Origin of the sequence: Citrobacter sp. Igbk 16 (assembly GCF_028069755.1) — a bacterium.
In the GTDB taxonomy this organism is placed as follows: domain Bacteria; phylum Pseudomonadota; class Gammaproteobacteria; order Enterobacterales; family Enterobacteriaceae; genus Citrobacter.
The window spans coordinates 1-16,715 of record NZ_JANEWJ010000013.1; the positions used below are offsets into that span (position 1 = coordinate 1).

At 51.7% G+C, this 16,715-nt stretch carries 15 protein-coding genes; 6 read left to right on the forward strand and 9 right to left on the reverse strand.

Annotation, left to right across the window (positions count from 1 at the left end):
- Nucleotides 1-184 precede the first annotated feature (184 nt).
- Nucleotides 185-1,603, forward strand: coding sequence for an arabinose-proton symporter AraE (gene araE / locus NNO03_RS10610; RefSeq protein WP_271449490.1), 1,419 nt, complete (start codon nt 185-187; stop codon nt 1,601-1,603).
- Between the two features lie 55 nt (nt 1,604-1,658).
- Here araE and NNO03_RS10615 read toward each other — a convergent pair whose 3' ends face one another.
- Together NNO03_RS10615 and NNO03_RS10620 are read right to left on the reverse strand one after the other, a co-directional pair.
- On the reverse strand, nt 1,659-2,546 hold the full coding sequence (locus tag NNO03_RS10615) for an Rpn family recombination-promoting nuclease/putative transposase (protein ID WP_271449491.1): 888 nt from the start codon (nt 2,544-2,546) through the stop codon (nt 1,659-1,661).
- A gap of 196 nt (nt 2,547-2,742) precedes the next feature.
- Nucleotides 2,743-3,069, reverse strand: coding sequence for a cupin domain-containing protein (locus NNO03_RS10620; RefSeq protein WP_271449492.1), 327 nt, complete (start codon nt 3,067-3,069; stop codon nt 2,743-2,745).
- A gap of 141 nt (nt 3,070-3,210) precedes the next feature.
- Here NNO03_RS10620 and NNO03_RS10625 point away from each other — a divergent pair, with 141 nt between their 5' ends.
- Complete coding sequence (locus NNO03_RS10625) at nt 3,211-3,918, forward strand: aspartate/glutamate racemase (RefSeq protein WP_271449539.1); 708 nt, start codon at nt 3,211-3,213, stop codon at nt 3,916-3,918.
- On the opposite strand, the gene NNO03_RS10630 is transcribed toward NNO03_RS10625, so the two are convergent.
- The gene (locus NNO03_RS10630; RefSeq protein WP_271441075.1) at nt 3,890-4,825 is read right to left on the reverse strand and encodes a LysR family transcriptional regulator; all 936 of its coding nucleotides are present in this window, start codon (nt 4,823-4,825) and stop codon (nt 3,890-3,892) included. The genes NNO03_RS10625 and NNO03_RS10630 overlap by 29 nt on opposite strands.
- 117 nt (nt 4,826-4,942) lie before the next feature.
- Between NNO03_RS10630 and lysA the strand changes: the two genes are divergently transcribed.
- On the forward strand, nt 4,943-6,199 hold the full coding sequence (lysA, locus tag NNO03_RS10635) for a diaminopimelate decarboxylase (RefSeq protein ID WP_271449493.1): 1,257 nt from the start codon (nt 4,943-4,945) through the stop codon (nt 6,197-6,199).
- 91 nt (nt 6,200-6,290) lie between these two features.
- Here lysA and NNO03_RS10640 read toward each other — a convergent pair whose 3' ends face one another.
- Both NNO03_RS10640 and galR read right to left on the reverse strand, forming a co-directional pair.
- Entirely contained in the window at nt 6,291-7,292 is a 1,002-nt protein-coding gene (locus NNO03_RS10640) for a LacI family DNA-binding transcriptional regulator (RefSeq protein WP_271449540.1), read from the reverse strand.
- Nucleotides 7,293-7,314: 22 nt separating this feature from the next.
- Nucleotides 7,315-8,343, reverse strand: coding sequence for an HTH-type transcriptional regulator GalR (gene galR / locus NNO03_RS10645; protein WP_202037850.1), 1,029 nt, complete (start codon nt 8,341-8,343; stop codon nt 7,315-7,317).
- 597 nt (nt 8,344-8,940) lie between these two features.
- On the opposite strand from galR, the gene aas reads away from it, so the two are divergent.
- Together aas and lplT are read left to right on the forward strand one after the other, a co-directional pair.
- Nucleotides 8,941-11,100 (forward strand): bifunctional acyl-ACP--phospholipid O-acyltransferase/long-chain-fatty-acid--ACP ligase, encoded by a 2,160-nt coding sequence (gene aas / locus NNO03_RS10650; RefSeq protein ID WP_271449494.1) that lies wholly within the window; start codon nt 8,941-8,943, stop codon nt 11,098-11,100.
- Nucleotides 11,093-12,286 carry a lysophospholipid transporter LplT gene (gene lplT, locus NNO03_RS10655; RefSeq protein ID WP_271449495.1) on the forward strand — a complete coding sequence of 398 codons (1,194 nt, stop codon included), beginning with the start codon at nt 11,093-11,095 and terminating at the stop codon, nt 12,284-12,286. Before aas ends, lplT begins: the two co-directional genes overlap by 8 nt.
- Nucleotides 12,287-12,501: 215 nt before the next feature.
- Here lplT and NNO03_RS10660 read toward each other — a convergent pair whose 3' ends face one another.
- The 4 genes from NNO03_RS10660 to mutH all read right to left on the reverse strand — a co-directional run bounded on the left by NNO03_RS10660 (nt 12,502) and on the right by mutH (nt 15,498).
- Entirely contained in the window at nt 12,502-13,542 is a 1,041-nt protein-coding gene (locus NNO03_RS10660) for an NADP(H)-dependent aldo-keto reductase (protein ID WP_271441071.1), read from the reverse strand.
- 107 nt (nt 13,543-13,649) lie between these two features.
- Entirely contained in the window at nt 13,650-13,868 is a 219-nt protein-coding gene (gene ygdR, locus NNO03_RS10665) for a lipoprotein YgdR (RefSeq protein WP_005123410.1), read from the reverse strand.
- A 146-nt stretch (nt 13,869-14,014) separates the two neighbouring features.
- The gene (locus NNO03_RS10670; protein WP_040232169.1) at nt 14,015-14,728 is read right to left on the reverse strand and encodes a TerC family protein; all 714 of its coding nucleotides are present in this window, start codon (nt 14,726-14,728) and stop codon (nt 14,015-14,017) included.
- Nucleotides 14,729-14,802: 74 nt separating this feature from the next.
- Nucleotides 14,803-15,498, reverse strand: coding sequence for a DNA mismatch repair endonuclease MutH (gene mutH, locus NNO03_RS10675; protein WP_137382693.1), 696 nt, complete (start codon nt 15,496-15,498; stop codon nt 14,803-14,805).
- Between the two features lie 684 nt (nt 15,499-16,182).
- On the opposite strand from mutH, the gene rppH reads away from it, so the two are divergent.
- Entirely contained in the window at nt 16,183-16,713 is a 531-nt protein-coding gene (gene rppH / locus NNO03_RS10680; RefSeq protein ID WP_003825602.1) for an RNA pyrophosphohydrolase, read from the forward strand.
- Nucleotides 16,714-16,715 lie beyond the last annotated feature (2 nt).

Consider the following 16,715-nt stretch of genomic DNA (forward strand, 5'->3'; position numbering starts at 1 on the left):
CTTTAATATCAGTGTATTAAATTTAATTGAGTAATTAACGGTAAATTTTAAAATTGGAATATCCATCACATAACGATGTGGTGCAGCAATTTCATCCATGTTTTTGCCGTTTCCCGCCTGACGCTTCCTGCAAGGGATCCCTTACTTTCATCGACATGGCTTACTCTGTATCTGGCAGGAAAAAATGGTCTCAATTAATCATGAAGCTGCTTTAACACCGCGTACGCAGCGCGATACGCGACGTATGAATTTGTTTGTCTCTATTTCTGCGGCTGTCGCAGGGTTGTTATTTGGTCTCGATATCGGCGTAATTGCCGGCGCGTTGCCTTTTATCACCGATCACTTTGTATTGACCAGCCGTCTGCAGGAGTGGGTGGTGAGCAGTATGATGCTGGGTGCGGCAATTGGTGCGCTGTTTAATGGCTGGTTGTCATTCCGACTGGGGCGCAAATACAGCCTGATGGCCGGGGCGATCCTGTTTGTCGTCGGTTCTCTGGGGTCGGCATTTGCTTCCAGCGTGGAAATGCTCATTGTTGCCCGCGTGGTACTGGGCGTTGCCGTAGGTATCGCCTCCTACACTGCGCCACTCTACTTGTCTGAAATGGCCAGTGAGAATGTGCGTGGTAAGATGATCAGTATGTATCAACTGATGGTTACGTTGGGCATTGTGCTGGCCTTTTTATCCGATACCGCGTTTAGCTACAGCGGTAACTGGCGCGCTATGCTGGGCGTATTGGCGCTCCCGGCAGTATTGCTGATTGTTCTGGTCGTTTTCCTGCCTAACAGCCCGCGCTGGCTGGCAGAGAAAGGTCGCCATATTGAAGCAGAAGAAGTATTACGCATGTTGCGTGATACCTCAGAAAAGGCCCGTGATGAGCTGAACGAAATTCGTGAAAGCCTGAAGCTGAAGCAGGGCGGTTGGGCACTGTTTAAAATTAACCGTAACGTACGGCGCGCGGTTTTCCTCGGCATGTTGTTGCAGGCAATGCAGCAGTTCACCGGGATGAACATCATTATGTACTACGCGCCGCGTATTTTTAAAATGGCTGGTTTTACCACCACTGAACAGCAGATGATTGCGACGTTGGTCGTTGGCTTAACCTTTATGTTCGCGACTTTTATTGCTGTTTTTACAGTCGATAAAGCCGGGCGCAAACCGGCGCTGAAAATTGGTTTCAGCGTGATGGCCATTGGGACCCTGGTCCTCGGCTATTGCCTGATGCAGTTTGATAACGGCACCGCATCCAGTGGGCTTTCCTGGCTGTCAGTCGGCATGACCATGATGTGTATCGCCGGTTATGCAATGAGCGCCGCACCGGTGGTGTGGATCCTGTGTTCTGAGATTCAGCCGCTGAAATGTCGCGATTTTGGCATCACCTGTTCCACCACCACGAACTGGGTGTCGAACATGATTATCGGCGCAACCTTCCTGACGTTGCTCGACAGTATTGGCGCCGCGGGTACGTTCTGGCTTTATACCGCACTGAACGTCGTCTTTATCGGTATTACATTCTGGCTTATTCCTGAAACCAAAAACGTCACGCTGGAACACATCGAGCGCAAGCTGATGGCTGGCGAGAAACTAAGAGATATTGGGGTGTAAGTGAGCAGGAAGCCCGATAGATCAATTGATTATCGGGCTCCCATTGCTACCTATTTCAATGTGGATCCGCCTGCCTGACGAGGAGATCCTTAGCAGACAGCCCGGTTATCTTTAGTATAATTTCATGACTAATACCATTCGCTAACATCATCTGGGCAATGCGTAATGCCTCTTGTTGTTTGGCTTCCTGTTGCAAGACTTCCGCGATAGTCATCAGACGTTCCTTTTGCTGTGGTACCCGATGGGCAACCTCACGGATAAATTTATCAACGTGAGGCGTATTTCCAAACTGCATCATGTAATTAAATAGCGTTTTGAGCTGGCTGTCATTAGCGTATCCCGTAGCCAGCAACGAGACCAGTTGCTCCACTAACCCCATTAAATCACGCTTGCGGATATGTTTTTGCATCAATTCCAGCAGTGCTATACGGCGATGTTGCATAATTTCGTCATCGGGTATTACTGTGATATCCACCAGCGGAAATGTTGCTGAGTAAAGCTGTCGTGCCAGTGCGGGATCGTCAAACTCATCCAGCCAGCAGAGTGAAAAGGGGTAGGGGCTGAGAGCGCCATGATAAAACAACATCGGTATCACCAAAGGTAATGTTTTATGGCCAGCATCCAAATGGCGTTGCATTGCAGCCATGGCATAGCGCATCAGCCGAAATGCCATGTGAGCGTCTGGCGAACTCTGATGCTCGATAACAACATAGATATACCCATCGCCTTCGTTTGTTTTTAATGACCACAGCACGTCGGAGTAGCTGGCTCGCAGGCTATCCTCAATAAAACTGCCTGATTCCAGTTTTAGCGTTTGCAGATCACATAGCTCCCGCAAGGTTGATGGAAGATAGATATCCAGAAAATCTCTTGCGGTATCGGGATGGTACAAGAACTGTTTGAAGACTGCGTCATGTGGAGTGGCTGTTGTCATTTTTGTCATGGCGATCCGTCACCGTTAATTAAGATAACGTGACTGTAATCGCCCACATGGCGAGGCGCATTGGGTGATTAACGCTTATGCGAGCTGGTATCGAAGGAAAATGCCCCACCTTGTAACGCATTCATTTTTAGGGAACTGAGTACGCATTTTAGCGTGTTCTCAAACCGTTCAGTAGCACGGCTTGAGAACAGCGAAATTACCCGTGCAGAAAATCTTCGCGTATGGGCGTGAAGGTATCAAGCAATGTCCCCGGCTTTAAACAGACGCAGCCGTGCATGATATTGGGTTGCTTGTACAGGGTGTCTCCTGCACTGACGACATGCTTTTCTTCCCCAATCGTAAATTCAAACTCACCCGATAAAACGTACGTGAGTTGTTCATGCGGGTGGTTGTGCATCGGGCCAACTGCGCCCTGCTCGAAATTCACTTCCACGGCCATCATTTTGCCATCGTGAGCCAGAATACGCCGAGTAACGCCGTTACCCAGATCTTCAAGCGTGGTTTCTTTATGAAAAATAAACATTCGGTATTCTCGCAATAAAATGAAACATTATTTCATTAAATTTATATCAGAAAATAAAAAAAGGAAATGTGCGCCGACAGATGTGGAAAGTTGATCACATCTTTGGTTCACTGGGAGGACAACCACGAATAAGGGCAAATGATGAAAATGATTGGTCTGTTAGGCGGAATGAGCTGGGAATCCACTATTCCCTATTATCGTCTGATTAATGAAGGGGTTAAGCAGAGTCTGGGCGGTCTGCATTCTGCGAAGATTCTGCTGCACAGCGTCGATTTCCATGAGATTGAAGCCTGTCAGTCGAACGGTGACTGGCAGCGGGCAGGGGAGATCCTGGCGCAGGCTGCGGTGGGGTTACAGCAAGCGGGTGCTGAAGGGATTGTGCTGTGTACCAACACCATGCATAAAGTGGCCGAGGCCATTGAAACGGCCTGCGATGTCCCGTTTTTGCACATTGCCGATGCAACAGGGCGGGCCATACAACAGCAGAAGATGAGTAACGTCGCGCTGTTGGGCACGCGTTACACCATGGAACAGGATTTCTATCGTGGGCGTTTACAGACGGAATTTGGCATTAGCACGCTAATCCCTGACGCTGATGACCGACAGAAAATAAACCAGATTATTTTCGAGGAACTGTGCCTTGGTGAATTTAGCGAAACGTCCCGCGATTATTACCTGAGCGTGATTGAGCGACTGGCTCGTCAGGGTGCACAAGGGGTGATCTTCGGCTGCACCGAAATTGGCCTGCTGGTTCCCACTGAAATAAGCCCGTTGCCGGTCTTCGATACCGCAGCGATCCATGCGCAGGATGCTGTGACGTTTATGCTTTCACCTGAGACTGCAAAATAGCATCCAGTGGATCGGTAAGCCGGTGGAGATGGTCCTGTAGATGTGCCGTAAAAGCATCAACCAGCGCGGATGCCGGGCGATGCAGTGGATGAATGAGGCTGACGGTAAAAGGCACTGAAACACTAAAACGCCGGATGGCAATCCCGCTGCCTGCGTAATCCAGTGCGGTCAGCGGGTTCACTACTGAGATCCCCACGCCGGCACGCACCATCGCACAAATTGATGCGGCACTGTGCGTTTCTATTACCATTCGGCGCTTGACCTGATGATCATTAAACAGGGTATCCAGCAACTGGCGATAGCTGTCGGTGCGCGACAGGCTGATATAGTTTTCCCCCTGAAAATCTTGCGGTGTTAATACTGCTTTCCCGGTTAGCGGATGTCCCTGCGGCAGCACGCACACTTCATCCAGCGACAGTAACTCAGTGCGTTTAGTCCCAGCGGGGGTATGCAGGGTCTCAGTTAACCCGAGATCGTGACGTTGTGCTGATAGCCACTCTTCCAGCAGCGGCGACTCCTGCGGCACAATCTGAATGTTAACCTGCGGGTAGCGGGTGAGGAAGGGGTGTAGCAACGGAGGTAAAAAGGACTGTGAGAACACTGGCAGACAGACAATCGACAGTTCACCCTGACGAAATTCACGCAGGCTTTCGGCGGCGCTGACGATCCGATCCAGGCCATACCAGGATCGCTGCACCTCTTCAAACAGGCGTAGACCTTGCACTGTAGGATGCAGCCGACCTCGCGTACGTTCGAACAGTGTTAACCCCAGAACTTTTTCAAATCTTGCCAGCTCGCGACTGACGGTAGGCTGCGACGTATGCAGCATCCGTGCGGCTTCCGTCAGGTTGCCTGCTGTCATAATGGCGTGAAAAATTTCAATGTGGCGTAAGTTAACGGCAGGCATTGTCGATCCTCAAATAAACATCCCATATCATTTTTGCATAGACTCGCGATAAAACGATATTTTTTATTCTCTTCGTGCTGTGGCGTAATCATAAAAAAGCCAATACCGGAGCACACCATGCCACGCCCACTCAACAGCACTGATACTGACCTGACCGCAGATAACCTGCTGCGTCTGCCCGCCGAATTCGGCTGTCCAGTATGGGTTTACGATGCGCAGATTATCCGCGCGCAGATAGCCAAACTGGGTCAGTTTGATGTGGTGCGTTTTGCCCAAAAGGCCTGCTCGAATATCCATATTTTGCGTCTGATGCGTGAGCAGGGCGTGAAGGTGGATTCAGTCTCGCTGGGTGAGATTGAGCGTGCGCTGGCGGCAGGTTTTGTGCCGGAGAATGATGAAATCGTCTTTACCGCCGATATGATTGACCAGGCGACGCTGGCCCGGGTGCATGAGCTACGTATTCCTGTAAATGCCGGGTCGGTTGATATGCTGGAACAGCTGGGCCAGGTTTCGCCAGGGCATCGTGTATGGCTGCGCGTCAACCCAGGTTTTGGTCACGGGCATAGCCAGAAAACCAATACCGGCGGCGAGAACAGCAAGCACGGTATCTGGTATAGCGACCTTCCGGCAGCGCTGGAGGTGATTCAGCGTTATCAGCTGAAACTGGTGGGCATTCACATGCATATAGGTTCCGGTGTGGATTACGGCCATCTGGAGCAAGTGTGTGGCGCGATGGTGCGTCAGGTTGTTGAATTAGGTCAGGATCTGGACGCTATATCTGCGGGCGGAGGTTTGTCGATCCCGTATCGCGAAGGAGAAGAGGCGATCAACACCGATCACTACTTTGGTTTGTGGAGCGCGGCACGCGATCAAATAGCCAAACATCTGGGGCATCCGGTGAAGCTTGAGATCGAGCCAGGACGCTTTCTGGTGGCGGAAGCGGGTGTTCTGGTGGCGCAGGTGCGCAGTGTGAAAGAGATGGGCAGTCGTCACTTCGTGTTGATCGACGCTGGCTTTAACGATCTGATGCGGCCAGCAATGTACGGCAGCTATCACCATATCTCCGCACTGGCCGGGGATGGCCGCTCGCTGGATAATGCGGCGCAGATTGAGACGGTGGTTGCCGGCCCACTGTGCGAATCGGGCGATGTTTTTACCCAACAGGAAGGTGGCAAAGTCGAAACCCGTCTATTACCTGCGGTAGTGCCGGGAGATTACCTGGTATTGCATGATACCGGTGCGTATGGCGCATCGATGTCGTCGAACTACAATAGCCGCCCGCTGCTACCGGAAGTGCTGTTTGATAACGGCGTGGCGCGACTGATTCGTCGTCGCCAGACCATTGAAGAGCTACTGGCGCTGGAGCTTATCTGATTGCATGCCGGATGGCGCTACGCTTATCCGGCCTATGAAATTAACGATGGGTCTGTAGGCCGGATAAGCGAAGTCACCATCCGGCCTCTGATTACTTAAAGTACGGTCCAGGCGTTACGGAGTCACGCAACACCAGGGTGCCCGTAAACGGTGGAATGGGTTCTACGTCTTCGTCATTAGCCAGACGAATCGCCTGATCGATTGCCGTGGTTATCATGGTATCGATCGGCAGATAGACAGTGGAGAGTCCTGGCTCCAGCCATTTCGCGCTGGGCGCATCATCAAAACCGAACAGCGAAACATCCTCGGGGATCTTTAGTCCAGCCTGATGTAATGCTTTCGATGCACCTAACGCCATGTCATCGTTACAGGCGAACAGTGCGCTGAATTTCACCCCTTCATCCAACAGTTCACGACAGGCTTCATAGCCCCTGGTCATCGTTGAATCGCCGTATTTGACCTTGGTGGGTTCCCAGGGAATACCATTTTTTTCCAGCGCCTTACGATATCCCATCAACCGGGATTTACCGGTTGGCGTATGGCCGGGGACGGTGATGCAGGCAATATCACGATGTCCTTGCGAGATGAGGTAATCGACTGCCTGAAACGCCGCGTCTTCCTGTTCAAAGAAAATCGCACGGTCGCGGGCCTGGCTGACGTCGCGGTTAATGACCAGCAATGGCATATCAATGCGGGTCATCAACGACATAATCGCTTTTTCGCTCATGTAGCGGGTGTAGAGAATAATGGCGTCGCACTGTCGGTCGGCCAACATTTGAACGGCTTCCTGCTCACGCTCTGGTGTATCATGGCCGTCGGTGACAATCAGCTGTTTGCCGTGAGATTCCGTCTGGCGCGATGCCTGTTGCAGCAAACGACCAAAGTAGAATCCATCAAATGTAGACACCACCAAACCAATGCTGTTGCTGGTGCGGTTTGCCAGTGAGCGGGCTAAAAAATTAGGCCGATAATCTAACGCCTGCATGGCTTTGAAGACTTTCTGGCGCGTGCTTTCTTTAACCTGCCCCGTACCATTAAGTACGCGTGAAACGGTCGCTTTCGATACGCCAGCATGTCGTGAAACGTCTAACATCGTTGTCATGACGCAATCCTGATTAATCGTTTGACGAAGAATTTCCCGGCTCTGTCAGCGCTGAAACGGAATGCCGACGTACCAGCGTTGGGTTAAAGACGTGAGTGATTTCCGGGACCGGACGTTTTTCGGCCAGCGCCAGCGCCAGCTCGGCGGCCTGGGTTGCCATCGTCACGATAGGGTAGCGTACCGTCGTCAGCCGTGGGCGCACGTAGCGTGAAACCAGTACATCATCAAAACCAATCAGCGAGATTTCGCCCGGTACATCAATGCCATTATCGTTTAATACACCCATAGCGCCCGCCGCCATTGAGTCGTTATAGCAGGCGATAGCCGTGAAGTTTTTGCCGCGACCAAGCAGCTCAGTCATTGCCTGCTCGCCGCCGCTTTCATCGGGCTCGCCAAACGTGACCAGTCGATCGTTTACCGGAATATTGCTTTCCGCCAGCGCGTCGTAATAGCCTTGCAAACGATCTTCCGCATCTGAAATGCTGTGGTTGGAACACAGATAACCGATGCGCGTATGGCCCTGCTGAATAAGATGACGGGTTGCCAGCCAGGCACCGTAACGATCGTCCAGCGCAACGCAGCGTTGTTCGAACCCCGGTAAGATTCGGTTGATCAGTACCATACCGGGGATCTGTTTCATCAATGATGCCAGTTCGGCATCCGGGATAATTTTAGCGTGGACCACGAGGGCTGCGCAGCGGTGGCGAATAAGTTGCTCAATCGCCTGACGTTCCTTTTGTTCGTTATGGTAGCCGTTGCCAATCAGTAAAAAATTACCGGTGTTATAGGCCACCTGCTCGACAGCTTTAACCATTGCCCCAAAGAATGGATCGGACACATCACCTACTACCAGACCGACGGTTTCAGTAGATTGTTGTGCCAGCGCACGCGCGTTGGCGTTGGGGTGGTAGCTGAGTGATTCCATTGCACTCATTACAGCCAGACGCGATGCTTCGCTGGCTTTGGGGGAGTCATTGATCACTCGAGAAACGGTGGCGACTGATACACCAGCTAGTCGGGCTACATCCTTTATGGTCGCCATGATAGTACCTGTTGTGGGTAAACGCTTACATCCCGTCAGTGTTACGGAAAACGGCTGTCTGTTCAAGCAGATTGCCCGTCAGGACGCCGCAAATGTGAGCGGACACGAGCGAAGTAAGACAGAAAATTGAAAATGAAAACCTTTGCTTACACTTTGCGATGTGCTGTTGCGATTGTTCGCTGGTGAGGGGAGAGAGCGGATTGATAAAGTTGAGATCCCAGAGGTATTGATAGGTGAAATCAACTTTCGGGTTGATCACAAGATTTACACCAGCCTGCGCAGATGCGCAGGTTTTTTTTTGCGTTCAGCGTATCTGTAACAGTAACCGATAATTTACACAACTCGTTGCACTTGGGTTCATTCCTTTGCGTTTTCCAACTGGCGGAACGGCGCGGTGACGACCACAATCAAGATCCCAGAGGTATTGATTGGTGAGATTATTCGGTACGCACTTCGTACCTGTCTCTTGCACCGACCTGCGCGGATGCGCAGGTTTTTTTTCGGACTCTATTTACCCGTTACCTGTCGCGCCCATTCCCCAACTCGTATACTCTCCCATCATTGATGTTTATATAATTAATGGCACAGGGAGTTGAGATGCTATTTGGCTTTTTTCGTAAGCTGTTTCGCGTACTTTTTCGTGTTCGCGTCACGGGCGATGTCAGCGTGCTACGGGGAGAACGTGTCTTAATCACGCCTAACCATGTCTCATTTATCGATGGTATCCTGCTGGCGCTCTTTTTACCGATTCGCCCTGTGTTTGCCGTTTATACTTCTATTAGTCAGCAATGGTATATGCGCTGGCTCACTCCACTGATTGATTTTGTACCGTTAGACCCAACCAAACCGATGTCGATTAAACATCTGGTACGCCTGGTTGAACAGGGCCGTCCGGTGGTTATCTTCCCGGAAGGGCGTATTTCGACCAGCGGTTCACTGATGAAAATCTACGACGGTGCCGGGTTTGTTGCCGCAAAATCAAAGGCGACGGTGGTGCCTGTGCGTATTGAAGGCGCGGAACTGACCCATTTCAGCCGTCTGAAAGGTCTGGTTAAACAGCGATTCTTCCCGCAAATCAGCATCCATATCCTACCGCCAACGTCATTGCCGATGCCGGAAGCGCCGCGCGCGCGCGATCGTCGCAAAATGGCCGGTGAAATGCTGCATCAGATTATGATGGAAGCGCGTATGGCCGTCCGCCCGCGTGAAACGTTATACGAGTCTCTGCTGGCGGCAAAATACCGGTTTGGCGCAGGCAAAAACTGCATTGAAGATATTAATTTCACGCCGGACAGCTATCGCAAACTGCTGACGAAAACGCTGTTTGTCGCACGTATTCTGGAAAAATACAGCGCCGAGGGGGAAAGAATTGGCCTGATGCTGCCAAATGCGGGTATCAGCGCGGCGGTTATTTTTGGTGCTATTGCGCGTCGACGTATCCCGGCCATGATGAACTACACCGCGGGTGTGAAGGGGTTAACCAGCGCCATTACCGCGTCAGAAATCAAAACCATTTTTACCTCCCGGCAGTTTCTCGATAAAGGCAAGCTCTGGCATTTGCCGGAACAACTTACTCAAGTGCGCTGGGTGTACCTGGAAGACCTGAAGGCCGATGTGACCTTTGGCGATAAGCTGTGGATTTTTTCACATCTGCTGGCTCCGCACCTGGCACAGGTGAAACAGCAGCCGGAAGAGGCCGCGGTGATCCTCTTTACCTCGGGATCAGAAGGCCACCCGAAAGGTGTTGTACACAGCCATAAGAGCCTCCTGGCGAACGTCGAACAGATTAAGACGATTGCCGATTTCACCGCCGACGATCGCTTTATGTCAGCATTGCCGCTATTTCATTCCTTTGGCCTGACGGTAGGGTTATTTACGCCGTTGCTGACCGGTGCTGAAGTGTTTTTGTACCCCAGTCCGCTGCATTACCGCATCGTTCCTGAGCTGGTATATGACCGTAACTGCACCGTGTTGTTTGGTACCTCAACGTTCCTTGGCAATTATGCGCGGTTTGCTCATCCCTATGATTTCCACCGTCTGCGCTATGTTGTTGCCGGGGCCGAAAAGCTGCAAGACAGCACGAAGCAGTTGTGGCAGGAGAAATTCGGTCTCCGCGTTCTTGAAGGCTATGGGGTGACGGAGTGCGCGCCTGTGGTGTCGATTAACGTACCAATGGCGGCGAAATCGGGAACGGTAGGGCGCATTCTGCCTGGTATGGATGCCCGACTGTTGGCGGTTCCTGGTATTGAAGATGGCGGGCGTTTACAGCTGAAAGGCCCTAATATTATGAGCGGCTATCTGCGCGTCGAAAAGCCGGGTGTACTGGAAGTCCCAACCGCAGAAAATGCCCAGGGCCAGATAGAACACGGCTGGTACGATACCGGTGATGTCGTGCGCTTTGATGAAAATGGCTTTGTACAGATTCAGGGGCGCGCCAAGCGCTTTGCCAAAATCGCCGGTGAGATGGTGTCACTGGAAATGGTTGAACAACTGGCGCTGGCGGTATCTGCTGACAAAATGCATGCCACGGCTATCAAGAGCGATGCCAATAAAGGGGAAGCGCTGGTGCTGTTTACTACCGACGGCGAGCTGACCCGTGAAAAATTACTCCAGTATGCGCGCATCCACGGCATTCCAGAGCTTGCCGTACCGCGTGATATCCGCCACCTGAAACAACTCCCTCTGCTCGGCAGCGGTAAGCCAGATTTTGTCACGCTGAAAAGCTGGGTTGATGAACCGGAAAAACAACATGCGTGAGTCAGCACACACTAGCACTTCAATCTGGTCCAAAGGGATGATGTCTGTTATCGCCGCGCAGTTTTTGTCAGCGTTTGGCGATAACGCGTTGTTGTTTGCTACCCTGGCTTTGCTCAAGGCGCAGTTCTACCCGGACTGGAGTCAGCCAATCTTGCAAATGGTGTTTGTGGGCGCTTACATTCTGTTTGCCCCTTTTGTCGGGCAGGTCGCGGATAGCTTTGCGAAAGGCAGAGTGATGATGTTCGCCAACGGTCTCAAGCTGCTGGGGGCGGCGAGTATCTGTTTCGGCGTTAACCCATTTCTCGGGTATACGCTGGTGGGTATTGGCGCAGCGGCGTATTCTCCGGCCAAGTATGGCATCCTGGGTGAGCTGACGACTGGCGACAAACTGGTGAAAGCGAATGGCCTGATGGAGGCGTCAACCATTGCCGCTATCTTGCTGGGTTCTGTTGCTGGCGGTGTGCTGGCCGACTGGCATGTCATTGCTGCGCTTTCCGCCTGCGCCCTGGCCTATGCTGGTGCCGTGGTGGCTAACCTGTTTATCCCGAAACTGGCCGCGGCTCGCCCCGGTCAGTCGTGGCATTTGGGGAAAATGACGCGCAGTTTCTTCTGTGCCGCCTCTTCGCTGTGGCGTAACGGCGAAACACGTTTCTCGTTGGTAGGAACCAGCCTGTTTTGGGGCGCGGGCGTCACACTGCGTTTTCTTCTGGTGTTGTGGGTGCCGGTGGCGTTGGGCATTACCGATAACGCCACACCGACCTATCTTAACGCTATGGTGGCTATCGGGATTGTTGTGGGTGCCGGTGCGGCAGCAAAACTGGTGACGCTGGAAACGGTGTCGCGTTGCATGCCTGCGGGGATCCTGATCGGCGTGGTCGTCCTGATTTTCTCGCTCCAGCATGCGCTGTTGCCAGCCTATGCCTTACTGATGCTTATCGGCGTGTTGGGCGGTTTTTTTGTGGTGCCGTTGAATGCGTTGCTGCAGGAGCGGGGCAAGAAAAGCGTCGGTGCGGGTAATGCGATAGCGGTGCAAAACCTCGGTGAAAACAGCGCGATGTTGCTGATGCTCGGTATCTACTCACTGGCGGTGTTGGTGGGTATTCCTGCGGTAGCCATTGGCGTTGGATTTGGTGCGCTGTTTGCCCTGGCGATTACGGCGCTGTGGATTTGGCAGCGCCGCCATTAGTCTGTTGTATGCTGTTGCCGGATGGCGGCGTTGCCTTATCCGGCCTACAGGACGCTCACTTTGTAGGCCTGATAAGCGTAGCGCCATCAGGCGCTAATCGTCGCGGTGCGAGATAAGTATGCTATGAATGTGCCGGATGGCGGCGTTACCGTATACGGCCTACAGGATGCTCACTTTGTAGGCCTGATAAGCGTAGCGCCATCAGGCGCTAACTGTTACGGTGCAGGATAGGTATACACCTGATGCACCGCTTCAATCTCCGCCAGTACTTCTTCACTCAACTCCAGATGCAGGCTTTCAACGTTGGTTTTTAGCTGCTCCATCGTCGTTGCGCCCAGCAGTGTGCTGGCGACAAACGGCTGACGACGAACAAAGGCCAGCGCCATCTGCGCGGGATCAAGGTTATGGCGTTTGGCGATATCCACATAGGCAGCTACCGCTTTTTGCGTTTGCTCGCTGCTGTAGCGCGTAAAACGGCTAAACAGCGTATTGCGCGCGCCAGCAGGTTTCGCACCGTTCAGGTATTTACCGGTTAAGGTGCCAAAACCAAGGCACGAGTAGGCCAGTAGCTCAACGCCTTCATACTGGCTCACTTCGGCCAGTCCAACTTCAAAGCTGCGGTTTAGCAAGCTGTACGGGTTCTGGATAGTGGCGATACGCGGCAGGTCATGTTTGTCTGCCAGGTGCAGGTAACGCATTACGCCAAACGCCGTTTCGTTGGAAACACCGATGTAACGAATCTTACCTGCACGCTGAAACTCTGCCAACGCGTCCAGCGTATCCAGCAGGGAAACGACCGGCGCGGAGTCCGTCCAGCTATATCCCAGCTTACCAAAGCAGTTTGTCGGACGCTGCGGCCAGTGGACCTGATAGAGATCGAGATAATCGGTCTGCAGTCTTTTCAGACTGTCGTGCAGTGCCTCACGGATGTTTTTACGATCCAGCGCCTGATTCGGTCGAATACCGCTGTCATTGTTACGTGCCGGGCCGCTGACTTTAGAGGCAACGATCAGTTTTTCGCGGCTGCCGTGTTTGGCAAGCCAGTTGCCCACATAAGTTTCGGTGAGTCCCTGGGTTTCAGGGCGAGGCGGTACCGGATACATCTCGGCAACGTCGATTAAATTTATGCCTTGTGCAACGGCATAGTCGAGCTGTGCATGTGCGTCGGCTTCGCTGTTTTGTTCACCAAACGTCATTGTGCCCAGCCCCAGTGTACTGACTTCCAGCGAGCTGTGGGGTATACGGTGATATTGCATAGCCGTTTCCTTTTTATAATCACGACATAAGGATTATAAAAATGGCTGAGGGAAGGGAAAAAGGGAAGCAAAATTGTTAAGGCCAGCAGCGTGGCTGACCTTAACCATCAACGCTCAATGATTTGAGAGACTTCGTCGCGGTTAATTTGCATCGCATTGCCTTGCTGATCGTGGTAACTCACCAGACCGGTATCATCGTCAATTTCTGGTTTACCATCGGTCAGGATCATTCGACCATCTTTTGTTGCCATCACATAATCACTGCTGCATCCGGAAACGGCAAAAGCCAGCCCGACGGCGGAAATTAAAACTGCCCATTTTTTCATCTGCTTATCCTCACATGGCCTGCGTCTGACACTAGTTTAGTAATAACGCGAAGTTGTGCAGGGCGAAAGCAGTAAAATCTTAATCTGTGAGAGAGGGAAGGTGCGCAGGGAGTATTCGCTCCCCATACGGGGAGCGATAGTATCTGTCAGAGCGGATTTTTTTTATTGCGCCACAGGTTCAGAGTCTCTACAGCGATAGAGAAGAACATAGCGAAGTAAATGTATCCTTTCGGCACATGGACATCGAAGCTTTCCAGGATTAGCGTGAAGCCAACCAGTATCAGGAAAGAGAGTGCCAGCATTTTTACCGAAGGGTGACGATCAACAAACTCACCGATTGGGCGGGCTGCGAACATCATTACACCCACGGCAATCACGACGGCTGCCATCATAATAAACAGATGATCGGACAAGCCTACTGCGGTGATTACTGAGTCCAGACTGAAGATAATATCCAACAGCATGATCTGCACAATCGCGCCGAGAAAAGAGGACACGCGGGTTTTCAGCCCTTCCTCTTCGCCCTCAATGGACTCGTGGATCTCTTTACTCGCTTTCCAAATCAGGAACAATCCGCCGAGCAGAAGGATCAAATCGCGCGCTGAAATCGCCTCGCCAAACAGCTCGAATAACGGGTTAGTGAGCCGCGTTACCCAGGCGATGGATGCCAGCAGCGCCAGGCGCATCACCATCGCTGCCGCCAGCCCGATTCGTCGGGCATGATTGCGTTGTGCTGTTGGGAGTTTTGCTACAACCAGAGAAAGGAAAATAATATTGTCGATCCCGAGAACGATCTCCAGCAGCGTCAGCGTACCGAGCGCCAGCCAGGCGTTAGGATCGGTTATCCATGCAAATAACATCGAACAAAGTCCTGCCAAAAAAAAGAAGCGGTAATTATAGGCGCGTAACGCGACGGGCGAAAGGTCAGGGTGTGTTATTGAGCCTGGAATAGAAAATGCCGTTCCAGCAGTGCGCGCGTAAAGTTCTTCTTCAGGTAAAATCCGCGTGGCAGAGTCAGGATCGGTTCACCATGGGCACCGATAGCCTCGGTAAGCGCCCGGGCGTTGGCGGCTTTTGGGCGTAGTTGTAAAACTTCACCATGACGGGCGGTGATACGTTCGACGTGCCCTAACACAATCATGTCCATTAACTCTTCCCAGTCCAGACGTAACTGTCGATCTTCCTCTTCATTCGGACTCCACAACAGCGGGGAGCCAACGCGACGTTCAGCCACAGGGATGCTGCGTTCACCTTCTACGGGTATCCACAATACGCGTTTAAGCTTGTGTCGAACATGGCTGGTTTCCCAGGTCACGCCGGTATTGCCGGTTAACGGTGCCACGCAGACAAAGGTCGTTTCCAACGGTCTGCCAAGGCTATCCACAGGGATCGTTTTTAACTCCACGCCCAGCGCGGCAAAATCCTGCTCCGGTTTACTGCCCGCACTGGCCCCAAGCCAGATTTCCAGCAGCACGCCAATCCAGCCTTTGTCCCGCTTCAGATCCTTTGGCGCGACGAGTCCAGCCATCGCCGCCAGTTCTCCCAGCGTGTAGCCCGAAAGTTGCCGTGCCTGGTGCAGCAACTGGGCTTCGGATTCAGGAGGCGAAAGCAATGGATGGAGTTCTGGCATCAGGTTTACCCTTGGGTTAAAAAATGAGCAATGATTTTATACCGTGTGGACAGAGTTTATCTTTTTCCACATGCTTTATCCAATTGCATGATTTATAGTGGTTTTTATATTTTTATGTAAAGTGTTGCGCAACAGAAAACGGGGTTTTCCAATTCTGGTCACTGACAATGAACAGGATCTTACACCATGTTATCCACAGAAAGATGGGATAACTGTGAAAAACCCCCACTACTGTTTCAATTTACAGCCTTGACGTGCGACGAAAATCGAATTTTCACACAAATTGTGCCTAACTTATTGGCATAATCTGTGGATAAAACCAACGCTGGTCGATCTTTCATCAGGTCGGAGATCGTATGCGTGATGCACATCACATTTCTGCATGTTTAGCTACAGTTGTTGCTTTTAACTTAATGAATATATAAGACTATTTTTGTTATGTGACGGATGTCTTATTCAGACTGTTCCGGGTTTTCCCATAGTAATTCCGTACTTCTTCACAACTATATCCACAGAAAAGGTGAATAAAATCGCCTATGTAGCGTATCTTCTGTTTATAACTTGGCCCTTTGCTGTGAGTTATTCAATTGTTATTAGAATATCGCGCCCTTAACAGAGTGGTTTACCGCCCCTCTGGAGTGTGAAACAATCGTTTGTATATAAGGTTTATGTTGAGGTAGTCCGGTGATTGATGACGATGGCTACCGCCCGAATGTAGGGATAGTAATTTGTAACCGCCAGGGGCAGGTCATGTGGGCCCGGCGATTTGGTCAGCACTCCTGGCAATTCCCGCAAGGCGGGATAAATGCAGGAGAGACAGCAGAGCAGGCGATGTACCGGGAACTCTTTGAAGAAGTCGGTCTGAGTCGTAAAGATGTACGGATCCTTGCTTCTACTCGTAACTGGTTGCGTTACAAGTTACCGAAACGTTTGGTGCGTTGGGACACAAAGCCGGTTTGTATCGGCCAGAAACAAAAATGGTTTCTTCTGCAGTTGGTCAGCAGCGATGCTGAAATCAATATGCAAACCAGCAGTACACCTGAGTTCGACGGCTGGCGCTGGGTGAGTTACTGGTATCCGGTTCGACAGGTGGTGTCATTTAAACGCGATGTCTATCGCAGGGTGATGAAAGAATTCGCAAGTGTTGTGATGGCGCTTCAGGAGAGCACTCCTAAGCCGCAAAGCGCACCTGCGTACAGACGTAAAAGAGGTTAAGC